This window comes from Clostridium massiliamazoniense (assembly GCF_001403635.1).
GTDB classification, from domain to species: domain Bacteria; phylum Bacillota; class Clostridia; order Clostridiales; family Clostridiaceae; genus Sarcina; species Sarcina massiliamazoniense.
The window spans coordinates 13,378-33,717 of the sequence record NZ_LN879461.1 but is presented as its reverse complement, the minus strand read 5'-3'; the positions used below and the strand labels follow the sequence as shown (position 1 = coordinate 33,717).

The window sequence follows — 20,340 nt, the reverse complement described above, 5'->3', positions numbered from 1 at the left end:
TTGGACAGACTGTGGTTATAAAAATATAATTCGCATTAAAGGTAGTAATATAGCCGTTTTTAGGAAACTAATAGCTTTAAAAATAAAAAAAATAACACAACTGTAACACAACCTGATTTTTTTAAAATATAGCTTCAATAGAAAAAAGTCAAGGAGTACTAAACTCCAAGACTTTTTTATTTGAATATAGCATTTAATTTTTTAGCAGCATCTATTTTCATATCACTAGTAACATGTGTATAGATGTTCATTGTTGTATTAATATTACTATGTCCCATTAATGCTTGTACTGTTTTGATAGGAACTCCTTCTTCAAATAATCTAGTCGCATAAGTATGTCTTAAACCATGAAATTTAATTTTAGAGATCATAGACTTGTTTAATAATGAAATAAAGTCTTTTCGTAAATTACTTTGATTAAGTGGTGTAAAATTATTTGTAACAAATACAAAATTATTAGAAGAAGTTATAGTTCCTGTAAAGGCAATTTTATTTTTATTATAAGTTTTTTTATAATCTTTTAGTAACTGAGTTAATTTTAATGGGATTGGTATATCTCGAATACTACTTGAAGTTTTAGGGGTTTGCAATAATACTTTAGTTCTTTTAGTTCCATTTTCTTCAACGACATCTGAATATCTTAGACTTTGCCTAACATGAATTATATTATTTTCAAAGTCTATATTATCCCATGTAAGTCCTAAAATTTCACCTATTCTCATACCAGTATATAAAGCCAAATAAAATAAAGATTCAAATCTATGCCCTTTACAAGCATTTAAAAACTTTTCTTGCTCTTCTCTAGTTAAATAATTAATTTTAACTTCTTTAGTTAATTTAGGTAAGTTAACTAAGTCACAATAATTTCTTAAAATATATCCTTCTTTTACCGCATGTGATAAAATAGCCTTTAATATTTTATTAGTATTGTGAACTATATTTGGTGTTATATTTTCTTTTTTAGATAATATGTTATAATAGTTTTGTAAGTCTATAGCTCTCAAATCTTTAAGTTTAATGTTAGAGATTTGGGAGTTTTTTATATACAATCTAACAATATCTTCATATCTTGAAAATGAAGCTGGTTTTAGTTGATTATATTTAAATTTAAATAACCATAAATGAGCATATTCACCAATTGTTATTTTATCATCAGTAGGTAAGAGGTTATTATTATGTTTGTATTTATAATCAGTCATTTTATCTAAAACTTCTTTTTTAGTTTTACCATAAAACTGTTTCCTTATTAATTTTCCTTCATCATTACGTCCAATAGTTAAAGCTCCACGCCATCTATTTTTATCCTTTTGATGATATATGGTTCCTTCACCATTGCTTTTTTTTGTTGCCATTGCTGTCATCACCTTCTATATAAAATAAAAATTCTCTTTAACTATAGCATAAAAAAATATACCTATAAATACAAGTTCAAAGTATTGAATTAAAGAAACATAAAATAGCTTAATGATATGTAGCTTTTTTTTATAATATGGTAAAATTATATATGATTAGGAGGAATGCCAATGTTAAAGAAATATTATATTGCTTTGTATCTTATGGGCATATCAAATGAAAATATTATATTAATAATTAATAATTTTACCACAGAAGACCTTAAGCTTTTATTTAAAGGAAAGGAATTGTTAAATTTACAATTTAAGTACAATATTAATATAGAAAAGTATATAGATAAGTTTAATGATAGCCAATATATTATGGATATATTAAAAAGAGCAAAAGATATTGAGGAAAAAAGTAAAAGGTTAAAAATAAAAATCATACCATATAATAATAAATTTTATCCAAAAGTATTAAAAGAAATAAATAATCCACCTGCAATACTTTATTTAAAAGGGAAATATATAAATAAAAAAGATGAAAAATCAGTTGCTTGTGTAGGTGCAAGAAATATAAATTTATTTGGCAAAACCTCAATAGAAGCTATAGTTCCTAACTTAGTGAATGAAAAATTCACAATAATAAGTGGACTAGCAGAAGGGGTTGATGCGAAATCACATAATATTTGTTTAGAGAATAATGGGAGAACAATTGCTGTTTTGGCACATGGTTTAGATATGATATATCCAGAAAAAAATAAAGAGCTAGCACAAGCAATATTAGAGAATGGTGGAACACTTATATCTGAATATCCAGTTACATTTGGACCTGAAAAGTATAGGTTTGTAAATAGAAATAGAATTATTGCTGGTTTAGCAAAAGCAGTTATTATATTTCAGAGTAAAGTAAAAAGTGGAAGTATGCATACAGTTAATTTTGCTTTGGAAAATGATAAGAAAGTATTTGCTCCATACCCTGCAATGGTTGATGAATCTGTAACTGGGTTAGCAGAATTAATAAAATTAGGAAAAGCTATTCCAATACGATGTAAGAATGATTATAGACTAATAATAAATGCTTTAAATTATAGACTTAATAGAAATTTAAAACAAACTAAAGATTTGAAAAATGCTATTTTATCGAATTTAGTGGCTAGTAATATATATAATGAAGTTGAGGAATTAGATAAAAATAAAAGTTTATCTTTTTATACAAATGAAGAAAGTTATAAAGAATTTAAAAAATTTCTAATTGAAAATAATTTAAGTTCTTCAGAATTTTTTAATGCTGTAATTTTAAAGTACATAAAATAGGGGGAATAAGAATGAAAAAAGTATTAATATTATCTAGTGAAGTATTTACTGATTTAACTATAGAAAAAAAAAGAGAGTTTCAAAATTTCATAAATGAAAATATTAAAAATGGAAATAAAATAGTTTTCACATCTAGAGAAGCTTCAAAAAAAGCAGAGTTAAATGAGATAGAATTTAATAGTAATGTATTTTTTATTCAACGTGATACGCTTGTAAATATGATAAAAGAAGTTTTTAAAACTAAGGATGATTATTATTTTATAGTCATAGGAACGAAAGATCACGATTTATATTTAGCATCAACTAACAAACTTTTTTTTGTATATCCAAATTGGTGCAAAGAACCTCAGGAAAAAGCTCAAAAGTATGGATTTAAAGTAACCAATATACGAGGGCTAAAATTATTAGTCGATATTATAGAAAATCAACAAAGTTGGTATTTTAAACTAGAGTTAGATGAGAAAACAACTGTTTTAGGTCTTACTAACGCAGGAACTTATGGAAGACACTCACAGGAAGAGCTTGAAATGATAAGAGCATTTAGAGCCATATTAAAAGATGGAGAAAAAAATTTATATAAAGTTTTATTAGTTCATTTTTTAGCAGCAATAAGTAGTAATAATGAATTTAGAGAAATAAAAGATTGGGGGATAATGCCTTCATCTGGAACAGAGCTTAACAAAGATATGTTAGATTTCAAAGAAAAAGCTCGTATACTTATGTATGGGAAAAAAGAAGCTCCAATTTTTTTAAGGCATACAAAAACATTTAAAAGTCATGATCCTCAAAATAAAGATAAAGATAGAATACCATGTGATAGGCATTTTGAAACTATACAAATAAACCCTGCTTATAAGGGGAAATTAAAGAATAGAGTTGTATGTATTTTTGATGATTATACTACTAATGGAACTACATTTGAAACAGCACGAAATTTATTATTAAAAGAAAATGTTAAAAAGGTTTTCTTTGTTTCTTTGGGTAAGTTTGGAAATGGCTATTATCAACAAGATTATAAAATTACAGGAAATACAACTGAGAAAAATGGTTATAAATATGAACTTCTAAATAGAAAAAAAAGACATGATTTTTTTATTGAAAAAAAAGCTATAAGAGAAATTGAAAGTTTACATGATTTAATTTATGCTAAAAAATAGAATATTAAATTTTATAAGTTTTTATAAGATAATTTTATTTAGCTATTATTAAAGAAGCACTATTAGAAAAATATGTGCTTCTTTTTTTATTTTACAAATTCATAAACTACGGAGTTAATTTTAAAATAGATAAATAAGGTTCAAAAATTAATAGATAATTTATATGCAAACTGTTACGCTATCAGTATAGGTGGATAGTTTTTAAAAAAAAATATTAAATATTTAAAGTTGAATATAATTTAATTTATATTTCCATTAAAAAATAAACTTAAGTTACTACTGATAGTATAATAGAGGAAAAATTAATAAATCAATAAAGTCATTAAATTGCAATAATATAGGGAGAAGAATAATATAAAAGTGTATCGCAGATATAATTTTTATTGATAAATTTTAGTGAAAAGAGTAAAATTATATGCAAACATACATTCGTGTTTACAAAAATGAAAATATTTATGTAGATAGTAAAAATATTAAATCTTCAAAGAAGGAGAGATGTAAATGAGTTTAAATAATTCAAATGAAATGTGTTTTAGGGCAGAAGGAGCTGATCAAGGAGAAATTACAATAGATTGGCTAGTAGATTCTATAAAGGAATTAGAAGAAAAAATAGAAGATATAAGTAAAATAGTTGAAAGAAGTAGAGGACTAAAGGTGAAAATGAACGTACAAATTGGTTATAGGTGCTAGTAATGAAAGATGACTTAACATTAAGTGAAAGAAAAGAACTTAGACTTTTTTTTGAAGAAATTAATAGTATAGCACATGATAGAAAAAGTAATGAGGATCATGCAACAGTGAAAATAAATAATATAAAAGAATTAGCAAAATTATTAGTAAAAATGAAGAATAGTTATAATAAACAAGAAAAGGAAGCTTTAATGGCTAAGCTTCCTGAATATATAAAAAAAATAGAGGTGGAAGTACTCCCATTACCACCTTTTAGAGACTAAGGAATGCAAATAATATTCCCCAGCAGCTTTTTGGAATTCTGTCCAATTAGAAAATTGAGTGTTATTTGCAATAAATTCATTAAATTTAACTAGTGAATTTTGTGAGATATCCTTATTAAAGTTACCTTTTTCGATAAATTCATCCCAAGAATTAAATGAGGTATATTGGCTCATAAATGACTCATTGAATAATTCATTAATAGTTGGATTAATTTGCATATTTGTTCACCCCCTTTCATCATTAGTTAACATAATATTAACATTGTTAGATGGACAAGCCAATTCGGAACGTAAGTTCTAAGTTTATATTAGACATAAAGGAGAGCACCATGGAAAGTAAGAATAAAGAAGTAGAAATTAAAAATTTTTTAAAATCTCAAATTATAGAGAAAAATATAAATACAATAGAATGGAAAAATATAAAAAAAGACATTAAAAAGAAAAACCAATCAAATTAAGATTGGTTTCTTTGTTTATTAAGAGAAGTTTCTATTATGTTAATTAACATTTCTTGTGTTTCTTGATTTATAGGCTCACCAGGAACAATTACTTTTTGTTCTACAAGAACTTTAATCATTTCATCTACCATATTGTTTATAGGTCGACAAGTAATATAATCTAAGCTAACACCATAAAAATCAGCAAGTGAACTGAGAGCTTCTAAAGTTCCACTACGTTCTCCATTTTCTAAACGTGATAAAGATGTTTTACTAATTCCTGTTTTTTTCTCTAGATCACGCAATGACAATCCTCGAGATTGTCTTAATTCCTTTAATCTTTCTGCTTGTGTCATATCATCACTCCCTTTTATTTATATAATAACGTCCTTTTGGGGACGATTCAAGTAAGAAAAATAAAATTCAACATGTCCCCAAATGGAAACTTAAATAAAAGAAGAATAAAAGAGTATAAGAGAGTATATTTAATTTAATTATTCAAAATAAGGATTTTTAAATTTGTTAAGTCCCCGAATGGAAACTATAATAAAAGCATATCAAGGAGGTGAGCACAAATGACATTCACTGAAATAAGGAAAAACAGACATAGAAATGATTCAGTAAGAAAAGCAGCAATAAAAATAGGAATATCAAAAAGTGCATTTTTTCATTATGAAACTTATGATAGATTCCCTAAAAAAGAAACTTTAAGAAAGATTCAAAAGGCTTATAACCTAACGAATGAAGACATAGCAACTTTATTTTTGAATTATTACTTACATTAAGAGGAGGAATAAAAATGAAAAATATGCTTTACACAACAGGATTAAAAATAGTAGTAAAAGGATTAATTATATGGAGCATGATATTTCATAAAAGTATTAAAGAAAAAGTTCTTGAAGAGGGACCTATAACTGATAAAGCTTGGAGCAGTAAGAAACTTAAAACTATTGATAGAGTAGATAACTTAATAACTTGGAATGTATATAAGTTTTTAGGTGAAGGATATGTATCTACTGATAATAAAAAAATATTAAGAATGCAATTAAGCTTAGTTAACTTATATTTAGGACATGCACAAGAAATGTTATACGTAGCATAAAAAAGCAGGAGGAATAAAGTGAAATACACAATAATGGGATTTAACCAAGCTAAGGCTGTGGAATTAAATCTAGATACAGATGATTTACTCATATTAAGTTATTTTTCAGATTTTAGAGATACAGAATTAATGGTATCAGAAGAATTTGAAGGGAAAAGATACTATTGGCTTAGATATGATGCATTATTAGAAAATTTACCTATATTGGGTTTAAAAAGCAAGGATGCATTAAGAAGAAGATTAAAAAAGTTACAGGATGCTAAAGTACTTTGTCATTACTGTAAAAAAACAAAAGAGGGTACTTATTCATTTTATGGAATAGATGAAAATTTTTTAATACTTAAGTGCACCCCACTAGAAAGTAGGGTGGGTTTAGAGCTTGCAAATAAAGAAAATTCAACCACTCGACTTAAAAGTAGTGTGGGCACACGACTCAAAAGTAGCACGGGTACGACTCAAAAGTCGGACAGGGTACCTCTCAAAAGTAGCACGGGTACGACTCAAAAGTCGGACCAAAATATTAATCTATTAAAAGATTCTTCTATTAAAAATATTAGTCTATTAGAAAATAAAGAGCAAAGTTCTTCGTCCGATTCTCTTTTAGGAATTAGAGAAGAGATAGCTAAGACTTTACTACCTTATTCAAATTATGAAAATTGTAATGCAGTTTATGATACATGGTTTAAGAATAGTAATATAACTGAAATCAATGGAAATATAAAAATTAGTGTTGCTAAGGAGATTTTAAGAGTATTCCCTAAGAAATATATTGGAATATTAGAAAAGGCTTTAAATAAGAAAATAGAGTTATTAGAAAGTAACTAAAAATTAGGAGGAACAACAATGGATAACAATAATAATGAATTTGTAGATTTAACAGAGCAAGTGAAAGAAATGAAAAGGCAGTTTCAAAGACAAACTATGACAATTGCAGAGCTTCAGGAAGTTTTAGGATTATCCTATAACAAAACTAGGGAATTGGTACATCATGAGGATTTTCCAAAAGTAAAAGTAGGTAGATTTTATAGAATTATAATTTCAGAAGTACCTAAGTGGTTAAAGGATCATATAGGAATGACTGTGTAATTTGTTAATTCGATTTTTAGCAAAAATCAAAATAAGAGGAGCGTTATAAAATGCAATATAAAGAGTTAAAACGTTATATGAAAGAGTGTGTGAATTATGGAATTGAACCTAGTATGACTAACTTAATAAAGAACTTAAGAGCTAAGGATAATACTAAATATGCAATTAAATATTTGATAAAAGGAGAATAAAGATGAAAGTAAAATTGCTAAGAATATCAAAGCATATAACACAAAAGGAATTAGCTAAGATGGTTGGTGTATCTCATGTAACAATCGCAAGGATAGAAAAAGATATGATTGACCAAATAAGAGTAGGAACTTTAAAAAAGGTTGCTAAAGCTCTTGATACAACAGTTAAAGAATTGTTTTTTGATGAAGAGGAGAGATAAAAATGAAGAAAAAAGATAATGAATGTAAACAATGTGAAATCTTAGAGGCTGAATTAAAGATTGAAAAGCTGAAATTTGGACTATGGGATAGAGAACTAAGCAAACGTAACGAAGAAACAGACAAATGGCAAGAAATTATAAAAAAGCAAGATGAAGAAATTGAACTTTTAAAAGGAATGATTAAAGTAATGAACAAAGCGCTGGAAATGGCTTCAGAAACTACAAAAAAACAAATTGAAACAATGAAAAAGAATACTAAGGAGGAATTTTAAAATGAATAATTTAGTAATAAGAGGAATTCAAATAATAGAAGGTAAAGAAGTAAAAGTAATTGAAGGTGGATTTGGAGAAGGGCAAAAATGTATGTTAGCTAGTGATATAGCAGAACAACATAATGTAGAAGCTAGAGCAATTCAACAATTAATAAATAGAAATATAAAAAGATTCACTAATAATGACTTGGTGAATTTATATTCAAAAGATTTCAAAATCACAGCTAGTGATTTAGGATTAATAACTTCAAATAATCAAAAATATTGTTATCTGCTTTCAGAAAGAGGATACACAAAATTAGTTGCAATGATGGCTAATGATAATGAAAAGAAATGGGAGGTAATGGACAAGCTTATTGATGATTATTTTAATATGAGAGCAGAAAAAAGAAATGAATATCATACACCTAAAACTCCAGAAGAGATTATGATTTATCAATTACAAGAGCAGCAAAAAATTAAAGAGCAGCAACAACAAATGAAACAACAAATTAATCAAGTTAATCATAGAACTTTAAAAGTTGAAAATGAAATAGATAATTTACCCCTTTTAACTGTAGATTGTAATGAGCTTAGTTCTTTAGCTAAAAGAAAGATAGTTGCATTGCTTGGGGGAAAGGAAGCTCCTGCTTATAAAAAATGTAATAGAAAAGCTTTTAGTGATTTGTATAAAGAATTACATAGAAACTTTGGAGTGACTAGTATGTGTGCTATTAAAAGAAAAGATTTAGAGTTAGCTAAGCAAGTAATTATGGATTATAAATTTCCAGTTGTACTTAAACAAGAAATTGATAATATCAATAATCAAATAAGTATGGAAATGGACAGAGCTTTATAGAAGGTTATTCACCGATTAAGGTGAAGCCTATTCTATAGAAATGAGGTAGAAATATGGATAAAAAAGTGATAACAGACTTAATAGTTAAAAGAGTACAAGCTGGTGAAAACTTAAGAATGGTATTAGCTGATTTTAATGTTGCTAATGAAAAATTAGGATTATTTAAATGCTTTATATGTAATCAAGTAATTTCACCTAAACATGATGATTTTATTGTTGATGGTTCACATTCACATTTACATTGTCATGCAGGGCTTATATAAAAGGAGGATAAAACAATGGAAGAAAATACAGTGTTAAAAGGACAAATAGATATAATGGAGGCTTTAAAAATGATAGAAGAAACTAAAGAAGTACAAGATATAGAGGTTAATGAGGAGGAAACAGGATTTAAAATTATTGATAAATCAACTTGTGATTGGTGCTTTAAATTAATATCAGAATATAAAGAAGAACACAAAGAAATAAACGCTTATGCAGATGCAGAAATAGATAAGATTAATAAATGGCGTGAAGCAGAATTAAAACATTATGATACAAGCTTTTTAGAGGCTAAGTTAAAAGAATATTATATGGAGCAAAGAGCATTGAACCCTAAGTTTAGATTATCAATGCCTTCTGGAACAGTAAGCAGCAGAAAAGAGCCCAAGTACAATTATGTTGATGAAGAACAAGTTATTAAATATTTAAAAGAAAATCATTCTGCAGCTTTAAGAGTTAAAGAAGAAATAGATAAGAGAGTATTTAGAAAAATTTATAAAGATGGTATAGATCATGAGACAGGAGAAATTATTCCAGGAGTTGAAGTTAGTATAGTTGAAAGCTTTATTGTTAAAACAAAATAAAAAAAAGATAGTAGGGGGAACTACTATCTAAGATAATATAACGCTTTAGCTACACTATTTTTAAAAGATTATAAGAAAATTATAACATATATCAAAGGAGAGAGCAATTGTGAATGTAATACAAAAGATAATAGAATGCAGAAAAATGATAGATAAAACAGTAAAGGATGCTAATGGTTATGGATACACATATGTAAGTGGTTCGCAGTTATTAGAAAAGATAAGGCCAAAGATGGATGAATTGGGTCTATTCCTACAAGTAGAAACTTTTAATGTTGAATGGTCTACTCATGACTATAAAAATTCCAAGGATGAATTAAAAACAGATTTTATAGTAACAGGAGACATCGGATATACTTGGATAAATGCAGAAGAGCCAAATGATAAATTAGAATGTAATTTTAGTTTATTAGGACAACAGGATGACATAAGTAAAGCTTTTGGTAGTGGATTAACTTATTCTGAGAGATATTTTATATTAAAACTCTTACAAGCACCTACCGATAATGATGATCCTGATAAAAAAGATACAACTAATAAATTTAGTTATGGGAATAGAGCACCAAGACAATCACAACAAGTTGGGGGGGCAATTGGAAAATGTGTTGAATGTGGAACTTCTATCAATGCAGCAGTAACAACATTTAGTAATAAAAAGTTTGGTAAACCTTTATGTATAGATTGCCAAAAGAAACAAGCTTAGGAGGATATGACAATGATGAATTTATGCACAATAGAAAAAGATTTAAAATACATGAACAAAGGAAATATAAATGTTAGTAGAGATTATGATGGTACTCCTTATTTAGCTATTAGCATTGGTGATGAATTAATAACAATTATTATAAATGAAAATGAATTTAAAGCACTTACGAAGAAGTTAGGAGAGTAAAGATATGAAGAGTAGTTTAGAACAGTATTATATTAAAAAAAATCAACATATTACTTTAGATAATTTGACTAAAAAGAAGCTAGAAAGGAGGATGAAGCGTTATTATGAAATTTTTAAAGAAAATGATAATAAGGAACCTTTTGCTATGATTTATGAATTTTACACTAATATAGATGATTCATTAACTTACAAAGAGGCTGAATATATCTATAACTTATGTAGAAACAAGTATTTGAATGAGATAAGTTCATTACCAGTGGAAGAAAATGAAGAGGAAGAAGTGGAGCAAGAAGATCAGGGCTATGAATTTAACAATTTAAATGAATGGGCAGAAGATAGAGCTAAAAACGCTAGAAAATTTAAAGATCCTGAGTTCTATATGTACTTAGTTAATAATTATTTTAAATATAAACAAAAAGATTTAATGAAATTATTAGAAAAAGAATTTAAATTAAAAGTTCCAGAAGGGTATATAGGACCTCTTTGGAGGGAATATTTAGCTAAAGTTGAGGTAAAGGAAGTTTAGTAATGAAAGTAGTAGTAGAAGGAAAAATAAGAGGAAAGCAAAGGCCTAGAGTAGTTAAGGGTCATGCTTTTACACCAAAAGAAACAAAAGATTATGAAAACTTAGTAAAAATGAATTATATAAATCAAGCAGGAAAGTATTTTTTAGGACCTGTTAGGGCGAGAATAGAAGCTTACTATAAAATACCTAAAAGTTATTCTAAGAAAAGAGTACAAGCTATTAAAGAAGGTAAGGAAGAACCTATTAAAAAGCCAGATAGTGATAATATAGCAAAAATAATATTAGATAGTTTAAATTCTACAGCATATAAGGATGATGCACAGGTTATTGAGTTAACAGTTATTAAGAGATATACAGAAAGAATGGAAAGAGTAGAGTTTGAAATAGAGGAACTATAGGAGGAAGAGTAATGAGTGTAGGTTGGTATAGTTGTGATTATTGCGAAGAAATATTTTGTGATTATGGGGAATGTATTTGTGAGTGTGGTAAAAAATGGTGTTGTAATGAATGTGCTGAGGAAGATGGATTTAAAGAAGCTCATTGTAAATTAGGTTATGACATAAGATATGAATATTCAGATGATGAAAGATGTGAGAAAGAAACTTGTTATAAATGTGAAAATTTTATAGAAGAAAGTTGTTCTTACTGTAGAGAAGAAAAATTTACAGAGGAAGAAATGTTAGAAAAAGCTTTAGAGTTGTTAGGAATTACTGAGGAAGAACTTACAAAAGAAATGAGGGAGAGCGATGAATAAGTTAATACAGATAGAAAATATGGATGATTTAATTATTTATTCAGATAGAATACCAACAGTGATTTTACAAGATGTAGAAAAAAGGATTGGTGATTACTTAGCGATGGGAGGAAACTACAATGATCCATATATAAAGCAACAATTTAGATTTATAAATAATTATTTTAAAAAATATAGTATAGCTAAGTAGAGGAGGAAGAGTAATGGACAAATATCCAATAAAAGAAGTTGCAATATCTAAAACTTATATGGCTCATGTGTTTATAAGAGCAGAAAGTGATAAAGAAGCTTTGGAGAAAGCTAGAACATTATGTGAAGCTAGAAAGTTTGATGATCAGTTTACAGATGAAGCAATATATGATGTAGAGAAATGGAATGCATATAAAGAAGATGTTATAAATGAGGATTTTATTTATTAGAGAAATAGGAGGAAGAGTAATGAAAAGAAAAATTAAATTTAGAGGGAAATATCCACAAACTAATTATTGGGTAGTAGGAGGATATTATAAGCACCTAAAGAAAACTCCTAATCCTATTGGAGATTCTATAAAGGAAGAGGATTATCAATCTCTAATTATGACTAGTGGGTTTTCAGATTGGAATATGCCTAAGAAAATAGAGTGTTTTGAGGTAGATGAAAAAACAGTAGGTCAATATATAGGGCTAAAAGATAAAAATGGAAAAGAGATTTATGAAGGCGATATAGTAAAAACTAAATATGGAATAGAGAGAATAGAATATTTTGATAAAGAAGCAAGATTTAGAATAACTAACTACAATGGTGGAAGCGATAAAATAAGTGATTATATTTATGATGGTGGATTAGAAGTTATTGGAAATATTTATGAAAATAAAGATTTATTAGGAAACAGGGAGGAAGAGTAATGGATAAATTAGAAGCTATAAAAAATGAATTAAGAGAAATGATAGAGCAATGTGAATCAAATTATAGGTGCAATGGATGTTCATATAAAGATAAATGTTATGAAAGGCTGGCATTTCATACACCAGAATTTTGTTTAAAAATAATAGAAAATTGTGAAGAATTATTAATTGATTAAAAGTTAATAGGGTGGGAAAGCTCAAACTAAATAGAAAGGATGTGAATATCCTCTCTAGGTGTGTAGTGTATATAATATTCCGTATATGACCATTTTGGCGACATTAACAAAATGGTTTAAGTAGAGCTGGTGGGATTATAAAAAAGAAAGAGGTAACTTATGAATAAAGTAATATTAATAGGAAGATTAACAAAGGACCCAGAGCTAAGATTTGCAGCAGGAAGTGGAACGGCAGTTACTAGATTTACAGTTGCAGTTAATAGACAAATGAAAAGGGATGAAGCTGATTTTATAAATTGTATAGCATTTGGTAAAGCTGGAGAAGCAATAGCGCAATACTTAACTAAAGGTAGACAGATAGCGATTGCTGGTAATATTAGGACAGGAAGCTACGAAGCTAAAGATGGTACAAAAAGATATACTACAGATGTAGTTGTAGAAAACTTTGAATTCTTAAGTTCAGATAAGCAGAATGGACAAGCACCAGGAAGTAATGAGTTTCCACAAGTAGATTGGGGAGAGCAAGTACCACAAGAAGATGGAGATATACCGTTTTAATGATAACTATATTGATTATTTTAATTTTAATAAATTATAAATTTTAACATAAAAAAAGGAAGCTCGATACCTCAAGCTCCAATTCAAATAAACAACATATTTATTATATCATAGAGATTGGAGAAGAGGTATTAAATGATAGTAAAAAATATATTAGAAGAATATAGAGAAAATAAAAGAAGATTAATATTTTTAGAAAAGGAATTACAATATATAAATAAGAATACTGAGGATATAGGAGCAGTACAACTTACAGAAAAAACAGGAGTAACTAATAAGGTAAATAATAATATAGAAAATAAGTATATAAGAAAAGAAGTAGAAATTGAGAGTATTGTAAATGAAATAAATTATTTAAAGTATGTTATAGAGTTAGCTGAATTTTATATTAGTATAGCTGATACAGAAGAGGAACAGGATTTATTAAAATATAGGTATCAAAGTGGGTGGAAAATGAGTAGAATAGCTACGAGAGTAAATTTAAGTGAGAGTGGTGTAAGAATGAAATTAGAGAGGGCATTGAAGAAAATAGATAAAATAGTCGATTTAAATAATATGAAATATATTAAAGGTTTAGGAGCATAGGTATGAAATCATGGGAAATATAAAAGTTGAATTTAATGAAGATGAAATAATAAAACTAAAAGATTGTATAGAATATGTGGAAAGAGAAACTAGAAGAATAAAAGATGTAATTAATCTAAATGAAAAAGAAGAAGCTAATTTAGAGAAATTTATGAAAGGATTAAAAGAAATGAAAGAAAAAATCTATAAGTCAAAGAATAAAGAGAGAAGAGAGCCTTAAAAGGTTCTTTTTTTATTTAAAAAAGGATAAGGTTGGTATGGGTATGTATAAAAAAGAAGCTAAATAACAGTTCTTTTTGAGAGACTAGATGTTTTTGTGTAAATAATATTTTATTACTAAAAGTTTATTTCATAGATATCTTTCATTTAAAATAATACTTCTATAATTATTTTGTTTTAAAATTTATATATTAAATATTTTTATTTTTTTAATAAATATGTATTTACTTTTATTATATTATATGGTAAAATATAGATATTAATATTGATAAGGGGGAATTTTATGAAAAAAAAATTTGTCCAAAGTGTAGCAATCTCATTAGCACTGTTATCTATTTCTTCAATAACTAATATTGTTCCAGCAACTAATGCAATAGCTAAGGAAACATCTAATAACGTATCTAATGAAATATCTAAAAAGGCTTCTTATGATAATGTAGATACCTTAATTGAAAGAGGAAGATATAATACAAAATATAATTTTGTAAAGAGAATGGAAAAATATATTCCTAATGCTATGGCATATTTGGATAAGGTTACTGTAAATCCACAAGGAAATGATTTTTATATTAGTAATCCTAAAGCGGAATTAGATGGAAACCCATCAATGAATTATCTTGAAGATGTTTATGTTGGAAAATCTCTCTTAACTAACAATACTTCACAAGAACAAAAATTAAAATCACAATCATTTACTTGTAAAAGCATTGATACTGTAACGGCAACTACCACTCATACTGTGGGAACAGCGATACAAGCAACTGCCAAATTTACTGTTCCTTTTAATGAAACAGGAGTATCATTAACTACTAGTTATAGTTTTGCAAACACAAATACTAATACTAATTCAAAAGAATTTACTCATACTATTCCTTCTCAAGATATACTAGTCCCAGCTAATACTACTGTAGAAATAATAGCATATCTAAAAAAAGTTAATGTTAAAGGAAATGTAAAGTTAGTAGGACAAGCGGCTGGAAGTGAATGGGGAGAGATACCTAGTTATTTAATGTTTCCTAGGGATGGGTATAAATTTAGTTTAGCTGATACAGTAAATAAAAGTGATTTAAATGAAGATGGTACTATTAATATTAATGGAAAAGGAAATTATAGTGCAGTTATAGGAGACGAGTTAATAGTTAAGGTTAGAAACTTAAATACAAATAGTGTACAAGAATATGTAATACCTGCAGATAAACGCGAAAAAAGCAACGATTCAAATATAGTAAAATATAAGAGTCTTTCTCTTAAGGCACCAGAAGTAAAATAGAATTATTTATATAAAAAATATGCTTAAAATGTGCGATAGTATAACTATTTACAGTGGTATAATGTTAACGTAGAATGATTTCATACTTTTTTTCATCGTCGTTAGTGGATATACCCCTTATAAATAGAGAAACACCCTTAGGGGTGTTTCTTATTTTGGGTGAAATTGTTCTATAAATTAAATATGAGGATAATATTATGCAAAATAAGTTGACTTCAAAACAGGAGGCATTTGTAAGACATATTATCGAAGGTAAGAGTAAAACACAGGCTTATAAATTAGCTTATGATACAAGTAATTTTAAAGAAAGTACAATCAATGTAAAAGCTTCTAAATTGTTTAAAAGCCAAAGTGTTCAAGATAGATATAATGAAATGCTGGAAGAGTTAAAAAAAGAAGTAATCTATGATAGAAGTATTGCTCTTAAAGATTTAACTACTATAAAGGATATTGCTCTGGCTGAAATTAAGAAAGATAAAAAAGTTGGATATAATAATGGATTTATGGCTCTTAAAGCTATAGAACTATTAAACAACTTATTATTAATATCATCTACAGATGAAGCGAAATTAAAGCTAGAATATGAGAAATTAGAGTTTGCTAAATCTAAAGTTGCAAAAGATAATGAAGATTTACAAAAAGAAAATGCAAAATTATTAAGAGAGTTGGTTGCAGATGTCCAAGAATCAGAATAGGAAATGGACTTTAAAGCAGTTAGAAGTATTAAATTGCATTAGAAGAGAAAAACCAAAGATATTAATTTGCTATGGAGCAATGAGAGCTGGGAAAACTTATGTTTTATCTATTGCTTTTTTATCTCACATAGCTAAATATGAAGGTCAAAATAAAAATTTTATTATCGGTGGAGCAACTTATGCGAATATATGGAGAAATATATTAAATGATTGGGAAACACTCCTAAGCATTAAAATTAAACTTCATAAAGATAATAGTTTTGATTTATTCGGGAATAAGATTTATGTATTTGGTGGAGACAATGCCTCTTCATGGAAAGCAGTAAGAGGATTTACTGCTACAGGAGCATTACTTAATGAGGCAACAGCATTACATAATACTTTTGTTAAAGAATGTATTGCGAGATGTTCAGATGCTGGAGCTGTTATTTACATGGATACCAATCCAGACAATCCAACTCATTTTGTTAAAACTGATTATGTAGATAAATCAGGAACTAGATTCAAAAATGGGAAATTGAATATACAAGCATTTCACTTTACTTTATATGATAATAACTTCCTAGATGATGAATATGTTGAGAGTATAGAAAATGCAACTCCAACAGGAATGTTTTTTGATAGAAATATTCTTGGGAAATGGGTATCACCAGAGGGAGTTGTGTATAAAGATTTTAACTTAGAGGCTCATGTGATACCTCTTCAATCTATTCCAAAAGATATAAAATGGTTAAGATTTTGGGGTGGAGTGGACTGGGGTTATCAGCACAAAGGCTCAATAACTATTTTTGGAATGGATACAGAGCATAATATCTATATGATTGAAGAACATACAAAGCAATACAAGGAAATAGATTACTGGGTTAAAGTAGCTAAGGATTTTATAGCTAAGTATGGGAATATTCAATTTTTTGCAGATAGTGCTAGACCAGAACATGTAGCTCGTTTTAATCGAGAACATATTAAGTGTATAAATGCTAATAAAAAAGTGTTAGCTGGTATAGAAGTAGTTTCTAAGCTGTTAAAAGTGAGGAAACTATTTTTTATTAAAGAAAATATTGATAAAGTGCTTGAAGAGTTTAATTTATATGTCTGGAATGAAACAACTGGTGAACCAGTAAAACAAAATGATGATGTGCTAGATTCATTAAGATATGCAATTTATAGCTTATATATTTTATATCCAAAGCTCTTTAAATGTATTGAGTAGGAGGTGAAGAGGTGGGAATTTTAAAGAAGATAAAAAGCTTTTTTAATAAAGGTGGTGATAATATGGACACTAATAATTATCTAACAGAAGCTACCTTATTAGATTTATATGATGAATTTGTAATGTCTGAAAAATTTAATTGGATGGATATAGGTGAAAGATATTACAGAAATAAAACTGATATAGAAAAGAGAGTTAAATACAAAGTACAAAATGGGCAACAAGTTATAGATGAAACTATGCCAAATAATAAACTTAAATTTAATTATACCAAGCTCATTGTGGACCAAAAAGTTAATTATTGTTTATCTAAAGCACCACAATTTAGCTGTGAGGATGAACAGTATTTAAAGGCTTTTGAAGATATGTTAAAAGAAAATAAATTTGATTATTATTTACCTCTTCTAGGAACTCAAACATCAAACAATGGTATTGGATGGCTACAACCTTATATAGATATACAAGGAAATTTTAAATTTATATTAGTACCAGCTAAACAATGCATTCCATTATGGGAAGATGATTTACATATGCAGTTAAGAGCAATGATAAGAGTATATCAAAGTTTAGAGAACTTTAATATTAATAGTCCTCAACCAATAACTATTTTGGAATATTGGACCTCAACAGGAATGCAGAAATTTAAAGTTGATGGTACGAATTTAGTTCAATTAAATAATTTTGATTTATTAACAACAGTAGATGGTAAGTTTACAGGAGAATCAGCACATTATAAAGCTGGTGATTGGTTAAAGAGTTGGGGAAAAGTTCCCTTTATTCCGTTTAAAAATAATATGTTTGAAACTCCAGATATACAGGATTTTAAAACTTTAATTGATGATATTGAAAGAAATAAATCAGATGTAAGCAATGGACTAGAAGAGTTAAGGCAAAGGATTATTATCTTAGAAAATGCTGGTGGAACGGAAGTAGAAGAATTTTTATCTAATTTAAGACTTTACGGTATAGCAAAGACTAATAATGTAGATGGTTCAGGCTCAAAGATTGATGTATTAAATACACCACTTGATTGTCAGGGTTCTATGGAGCATACAACTTCAGTAAAAACTGCCTTAATGGAAATTGCACAAGCAGCAAATACAAGTCAACAATGGACAGTACCACCAGCAGGTGTAACATTAGAACTTTTATATAGAGGATTAGATATTAAATGTAATGGCTTTGAAGCTCAATTTAAGTTTGGAATAAATGAACTGCAATATTTCTTTAAAAAGTATTTAGAAGATAAAGGGCAAACGGTTAGCGAAATTGCTACGGTAGAATTTATTAGAGATACTCCACAGAATGTTAATGAACAAATTCAAAATATTAAAGATTCAGTTGATAGTGGTTCTTTAAGTAAAGAAACTGCAATTAGAAAAAATCCTTTAGTAGATGATCCAGAAGATGAATATAAAAAAATTCAATCTGAAAATAAGGAATATAATTTCGATAGTATTCCTTTTAAGAGCTTTAAGTAATGAATAGTAATCAACAAGCAAACAACATTTGGAGTATATATAACAAAAAAGAGCAAGAGAAGATAAAATGGTTGTTAATTATGTATATATGGCTAAAACGTAGTAGGCGAGTAGCAGAAGAATTACATGAGATACCACATAAAAACTCTACGGATTATAAGCATTATAGAAGTTATTTATTACATTTAGTACATGAAACTTTAGAACAACAAGCTAGAGATATAAATCAAACTATAGGTAAACACTTAGAAGAGGTTTATGAGGAAATTTTTAAGCAAGTTGCTAAAGACTTAGATAACGCACACTTACAAATGCCTAGTAAAGAGGAAATTTATAAACTTACTCATGAGGTTTGGGTAGGAGATAAAAACTTTGAACAAAGAACATATTGGAATATTAATCAAGTATATAAAAAGTATCTTGATATAGTTAATTCAGATAAAGAATTAGATGAAAAATTAAAAGAACTAGATAAATTACAGCAAAATTATTGGTACAGGATTCACAGATTAGTGAGAACTGAAACAATGCACGTAATTAATATTGCTACTATGAGAGTTTATAGAGCATGTGGAATTGGTTTGGTTAAATGGATAACTTGTATGGATGAAAGAACATGTAAGGTATGTGCATCTAGGGATGAAGTGATTTATCCAATCGATATGTGTCCAATGTACCCAGACCACCCTAATTGTCGTTGTATATTAGTAGCAGTTCAATTAAAAAGATGGAGGTAATGAATAATGAATGAATTTGAACAATTTTTAAAGAGCTTAGAGCTTGATGAAGGAAAAATAAAAACAATAGCAGATAAATTTAATTCAGTTATTAAAGAAAATTCTTCAAAGGTTGAAAAAGAAGTATTAGAAAAGTTCAAAGATTATGAAGATGTAAAAGGTAAAGCTAGTAAGCTAGAAAAGGAATTAGAAAAGGTAAACTCAACCTTGGAGGAAAAGAGTAACGCATATAAAACATTAGAACAAACATTAGAAAAAAACACAAAAGAATTTGAGAGTAAATTAAATGATACTGTAATCAGTAAAGAAATAGAAAAGGCTTTATTAAACATTAAAAATGGTGAGTTATTAATGCCACAAATTAATAAAGAGAATATAAAACTTAATAAAGATGGAAAAGTCGAGGGATTAGCCGAACAGATGGAAACATTAAAAGCTAATTACCCAGACTTTTTTAATGCAGAAAAACAACTTAGTGGACAAGTTCCACAACAAAATACACAAAATCCTAATCTACCTCTTACTGAAGCTGAGGTGGCAACTTGGACCCAAGATAAAATAATGGAAAATTGGGATAAAGTAAAAGGGTTATTTTTTAAATAGTAAAAGGAGATAAATAA

Annotated in this window: 36 protein-coding genes; 33 read left to right on the top strand and 3 right to left on the bottom strand. The window is 27.6% G+C overall.

Annotation, left to right across the window (positions count from 1 at the left end; translation table 11 throughout):
• Positions 1-176: 176 nt before the first annotated feature.
• Positions 177-1,352 carry a tyrosine-type recombinase/integrase gene (locus tag ARA19_RS00260; RefSeq protein WP_197276532.1) on the bottom strand — a complete coding sequence of 392 codons (1,176 nt, stop codon included), beginning with the start codon at positions 1,350-1,352 and terminating at the stop codon, positions 177-179.
• A gap of 171 nt (positions 1,353-1,523) precedes the next feature.
• On the opposite strand from ARA19_RS00260, the gene dprA reads away from it, so the two are divergent.
• The 4 genes from dprA to ARA19_RS00240 all read left to right on the top strand — a co-directional run bounded on the left by dprA (position 1,524) and on the right by ARA19_RS00240 (position 4,761).
• Entirely contained in the window at positions 1,524-2,651 is a 1,128-nt protein-coding gene (gene dprA, locus ARA19_RS00255; protein ID WP_055068969.1) for a DNA-processing protein DprA, read from the top strand.
• A gap of 11 nt (positions 2,652-2,662) precedes the next feature.
• A complete protein-coding gene (locus tag ARA19_RS00250; RefSeq protein ID WP_055068968.1) occupies positions 2,663-3,808 on the top strand; it encodes a phosphoribosyltransferase in 1,146 nt (381 codons plus the stop codon).
• A gap of 501 nt (positions 3,809-4,309) precedes the next feature.
• On the top strand, positions 4,310-4,498 hold the full coding sequence (locus ARA19_RS00245; RefSeq protein WP_055068967.1) for a hypothetical protein: 189 nt from the start codon (positions 4,310-4,312) through the stop codon (positions 4,496-4,498).
• A 2-nt stretch (positions 4,499-4,500) separates the two neighbouring features.
• Positions 4,501-4,761, top strand: a complete 261-nt coding sequence (locus ARA19_RS00240; RefSeq protein WP_055068966.1) for a hypothetical protein — start codon at positions 4,501-4,503, stop codon at positions 4,759-4,761.
• Here ARA19_RS00240 and ARA19_RS00235 read toward each other — a convergent pair.
• Entirely contained in the window at positions 4,741-4,980 is a 240-nt protein-coding gene (locus ARA19_RS00235; protein ID WP_055068965.1) for a hypothetical protein, read from the bottom strand. The two genes, ARA19_RS00240 and ARA19_RS00235, sit on opposite strands and share 21 nt — an antisense overlap.
• A 110-nt stretch (positions 4,981-5,090) precedes the next feature.
• Between ARA19_RS00235 and ARA19_RS18040 the strand changes: the two genes are divergently transcribed.
• Entirely contained in the window at positions 5,091-5,219 is a 129-nt protein-coding gene (locus tag ARA19_RS18040; protein ID WP_278321646.1) for a hypothetical protein, read from the top strand.
• Here the strand turns inward: ARA19_RS18040 and ARA19_RS00230 are convergent.
• The gene (locus ARA19_RS00230; protein ID WP_055068964.1) at positions 5,216-5,554 is read right to left on the bottom strand and encodes a helix-turn-helix domain-containing protein; all 339 of its coding nucleotides are present in this window, start codon (positions 5,552-5,554) and stop codon (positions 5,216-5,218) included. The two genes, ARA19_RS18040 and ARA19_RS00230, sit on opposite strands and share 4 nt — an antisense overlap.
• 219 nt (positions 5,555-5,773) lie before the next feature.
• Between ARA19_RS00230 and ARA19_RS00225 the strand changes: the two genes are divergently transcribed.
• The 28 genes from ARA19_RS00225 (at position 5,774) to ARA19_RS00105 (ending at position 20,323) form a co-directional block, all read left to right on the top strand.
• Positions 5,774-5,983 (top strand): helix-turn-helix domain-containing protein, encoded by a 210-nt coding sequence (locus ARA19_RS00225; protein ID WP_055068963.1) that lies wholly within the window; start codon positions 5,774-5,776, stop codon positions 5,981-5,983.
• Positions 5,984-5,997: 14 nt separating this feature from the next.
• Positions 5,998-6,300: a hypothetical protein gene (locus ARA19_RS00220; RefSeq protein WP_055068962.1), complete on the top strand. Its 303-nt coding sequence runs from the start codon at positions 5,998-6,000 to the stop codon at positions 6,298-6,300.
• An 18-nt stretch (positions 6,301-6,318) separates the two neighbouring features.
• A complete protein-coding gene (locus ARA19_RS00215; protein ID WP_055068961.1) occupies positions 6,319-7,125 on the top strand; it encodes a hypothetical protein in 807 nt (268 codons plus the stop codon).
• Between the two features lie 18 nt (positions 7,126-7,143).
• Positions 7,144-7,386, top strand: a complete 243-nt coding sequence (locus ARA19_RS00210) for a helix-turn-helix domain-containing protein (RefSeq protein WP_055068960.1) — start codon at positions 7,144-7,146, stop codon at positions 7,384-7,386.
• A 50-nt stretch (positions 7,387-7,436) separates the two neighbouring features.
• Positions 7,437-7,577, top strand: a complete 141-nt coding sequence (locus ARA19_RS17275) for a hypothetical protein (protein ID WP_157452199.1) — start codon at positions 7,437-7,439, stop codon at positions 7,575-7,577.
• 2 nt (positions 7,578-7,579) lie between these two features.
• Entirely contained in the window at positions 7,580-7,777 is a 198-nt protein-coding gene (locus tag ARA19_RS00205) for a helix-turn-helix transcriptional regulator (RefSeq protein ID WP_055068959.1), read from the top strand.
• Between the two features lie 2 nt (positions 7,778-7,779).
• Positions 7,780-8,049 (top strand): hypothetical protein, encoded by a 270-nt coding sequence (locus ARA19_RS00200; RefSeq protein WP_055068958.1) that lies wholly within the window; start codon positions 7,780-7,782, stop codon positions 8,047-8,049.
• Position 8,050: 1 nt separating this feature from the next.
• Positions 8,051-8,887 (top strand): ORF6C domain-containing protein, encoded by an 837-nt coding sequence (locus tag ARA19_RS00195; RefSeq protein WP_055068957.1) that lies wholly within the window; start codon positions 8,051-8,053, stop codon positions 8,885-8,887.
• Between the two features lie 53 nt (positions 8,888-8,940).
• Positions 8,941-9,150 carry a hypothetical protein gene (locus ARA19_RS00190; protein WP_055068956.1) on the top strand — a complete coding sequence of 70 codons (210 nt, stop codon included), beginning with the start codon at positions 8,941-8,943 and terminating at the stop codon, positions 9,148-9,150.
• Positions 9,151-9,165: 15 nt separating this feature from the next.
• On the top strand, positions 9,166-9,732 hold the full coding sequence (locus ARA19_RS00185; RefSeq protein WP_055068955.1) for a host-nuclease inhibitor Gam family protein: 567 nt from the start codon (positions 9,166-9,168) through the stop codon (positions 9,730-9,732).
• A 109-nt stretch (positions 9,733-9,841) separates the two neighbouring features.
• Positions 9,842-10,435, top strand: coding sequence for an ERF family protein (locus tag ARA19_RS00180; RefSeq protein ID WP_055068954.1), 594 nt, complete (start codon positions 9,842-9,844; stop codon positions 10,433-10,435).
• Positions 10,436-10,447: 12 nt separating this feature from the next.
• Entirely contained in the window at positions 10,448-10,624 is a 177-nt protein-coding gene (locus tag ARA19_RS17270; RefSeq protein WP_157452198.1) for a hypothetical protein, read from the top strand.
• A gap of 4 nt (positions 10,625-10,628) precedes the next feature.
• Positions 10,629-11,150 (top strand): hypothetical protein, encoded by a 522-nt coding sequence (locus tag ARA19_RS00175; protein ID WP_055068953.1) that lies wholly within the window; start codon positions 10,629-10,631, stop codon positions 11,148-11,150.
• A 2-nt stretch (positions 11,151-11,152) separates the two neighbouring features.
• The gene (locus tag ARA19_RS00170; protein WP_055068952.1) at positions 11,153-11,548 is read left to right on the top strand and encodes a RusA family crossover junction endodeoxyribonuclease; all 396 of its coding nucleotides are present in this window, start codon (positions 11,153-11,155) and stop codon (positions 11,546-11,548) included.
• Between the two features lie 11 nt (positions 11,549-11,559).
• Complete coding sequence (locus ARA19_RS00165; RefSeq protein ID WP_055068951.1) at positions 11,560-11,904, top strand: hypothetical protein; 345 nt, start codon at positions 11,560-11,562, stop codon at positions 11,902-11,904.
• A complete protein-coding gene (locus tag ARA19_RS00160) occupies positions 11,897-12,094 on the top strand; it encodes a DUF6877 family protein (RefSeq protein ID WP_084764082.1) in 198 nt (65 codons plus the stop codon). The genes ARA19_RS00165 and ARA19_RS00160 overlap by 8 nt, the downstream gene beginning before the upstream one ends.
• 13 nt (positions 12,095-12,107) lie before the next feature.
• Positions 12,108-12,323, top strand: a complete 216-nt coding sequence (locus ARA19_RS00155) for a hypothetical protein (RefSeq protein ID WP_055068950.1) — start codon at positions 12,108-12,110, stop codon at positions 12,321-12,323.
• A gap of 19 nt (positions 12,324-12,342) precedes the next feature.
• Positions 12,343-12,789: a YopX family protein gene (locus ARA19_RS00150; protein ID WP_084764090.1), complete on the top strand. Its 447-nt coding sequence runs from the start codon at positions 12,343-12,345 to the stop codon at positions 12,787-12,789.
• Positions 12,789-12,965: a hypothetical protein gene (locus tag ARA19_RS17265; protein ID WP_157452197.1), complete on the top strand. Its 177-nt coding sequence runs from the start codon at positions 12,789-12,791 to the stop codon at positions 12,963-12,965. Before ARA19_RS00150 ends, ARA19_RS17265 begins: the two co-directional genes overlap by 1 nt.
• Before the next feature lie 159 nt (positions 12,966-13,124).
• Positions 13,125-13,523 carry a single-stranded DNA-binding protein gene (locus ARA19_RS00145; protein WP_055068948.1) on the top strand — a complete coding sequence of 133 codons (399 nt, stop codon included), beginning with the start codon at positions 13,125-13,127 and terminating at the stop codon, positions 13,521-13,523.
• A 135-nt stretch (positions 13,524-13,658) separates the two neighbouring features.
• Positions 13,659-14,108: a sigma factor-like helix-turn-helix DNA-binding protein gene (locus ARA19_RS00140; protein WP_055068947.1), complete on the top strand. Its 450-nt coding sequence runs from the start codon at positions 13,659-13,661 to the stop codon at positions 14,106-14,108.
• Positions 14,109-14,118: 10 nt separating this feature from the next.
• The gene (locus tag ARA19_RS00135) at positions 14,119-14,328 is read left to right on the top strand and encodes a hypothetical protein (RefSeq protein WP_055068946.1); all 210 of its coding nucleotides are present in this window, start codon (positions 14,119-14,121) and stop codon (positions 14,326-14,328) included.
• Positions 14,329-14,610: 282 nt separating this feature from the next.
• On the top strand, positions 14,611-15,597 hold the full coding sequence (locus ARA19_RS00130; protein WP_055068945.1) for an ETX/MTX2 family pore-forming toxin: 987 nt from the start codon (positions 14,611-14,613) through the stop codon (positions 15,595-15,597).
• Between the two features lie 197 nt (positions 15,598-15,794).
• Positions 15,795-16,292 carry a terminase small subunit gene (locus ARA19_RS00125; RefSeq protein ID WP_055068944.1) on the top strand — a complete coding sequence of 166 codons (498 nt, stop codon included), beginning with the start codon at positions 15,795-15,797 and terminating at the stop codon, positions 16,290-16,292.
• Positions 16,273-17,502 (top strand): PBSX family phage terminase large subunit, encoded by a 1,230-nt coding sequence (locus ARA19_RS00120; protein WP_055068943.1) that lies wholly within the window; start codon positions 16,273-16,275, stop codon positions 17,500-17,502. Before ARA19_RS00125 ends, ARA19_RS00120 begins: the two co-directional genes overlap by 20 nt.
• Positions 17,503-17,513: 11 nt before the next feature.
• On the top strand, positions 17,514-18,983 hold the full coding sequence (locus tag ARA19_RS00115; protein ID WP_055068942.1) for a phage portal protein: 1,470 nt from the start codon (positions 17,514-17,516) through the stop codon (positions 18,981-18,983).
• On the top strand, positions 18,983-19,720 hold the full coding sequence (locus ARA19_RS00110; RefSeq protein WP_055068941.1) for a minor capsid protein: 738 nt from the start codon (positions 18,983-18,985) through the stop codon (positions 19,718-19,720). The genes ARA19_RS00115 and ARA19_RS00110 overlap by 1 nt, the downstream gene beginning before the upstream one ends.
• A gap of 6 nt (positions 19,721-19,726) precedes the next feature.
• A complete protein-coding gene (locus ARA19_RS00105; RefSeq protein WP_055068940.1) occupies positions 19,727-20,323 on the top strand; it encodes a phage scaffolding protein in 597 nt (198 codons plus the stop codon).
• Positions 20,324-20,340 lie beyond the last annotated feature (17 nt).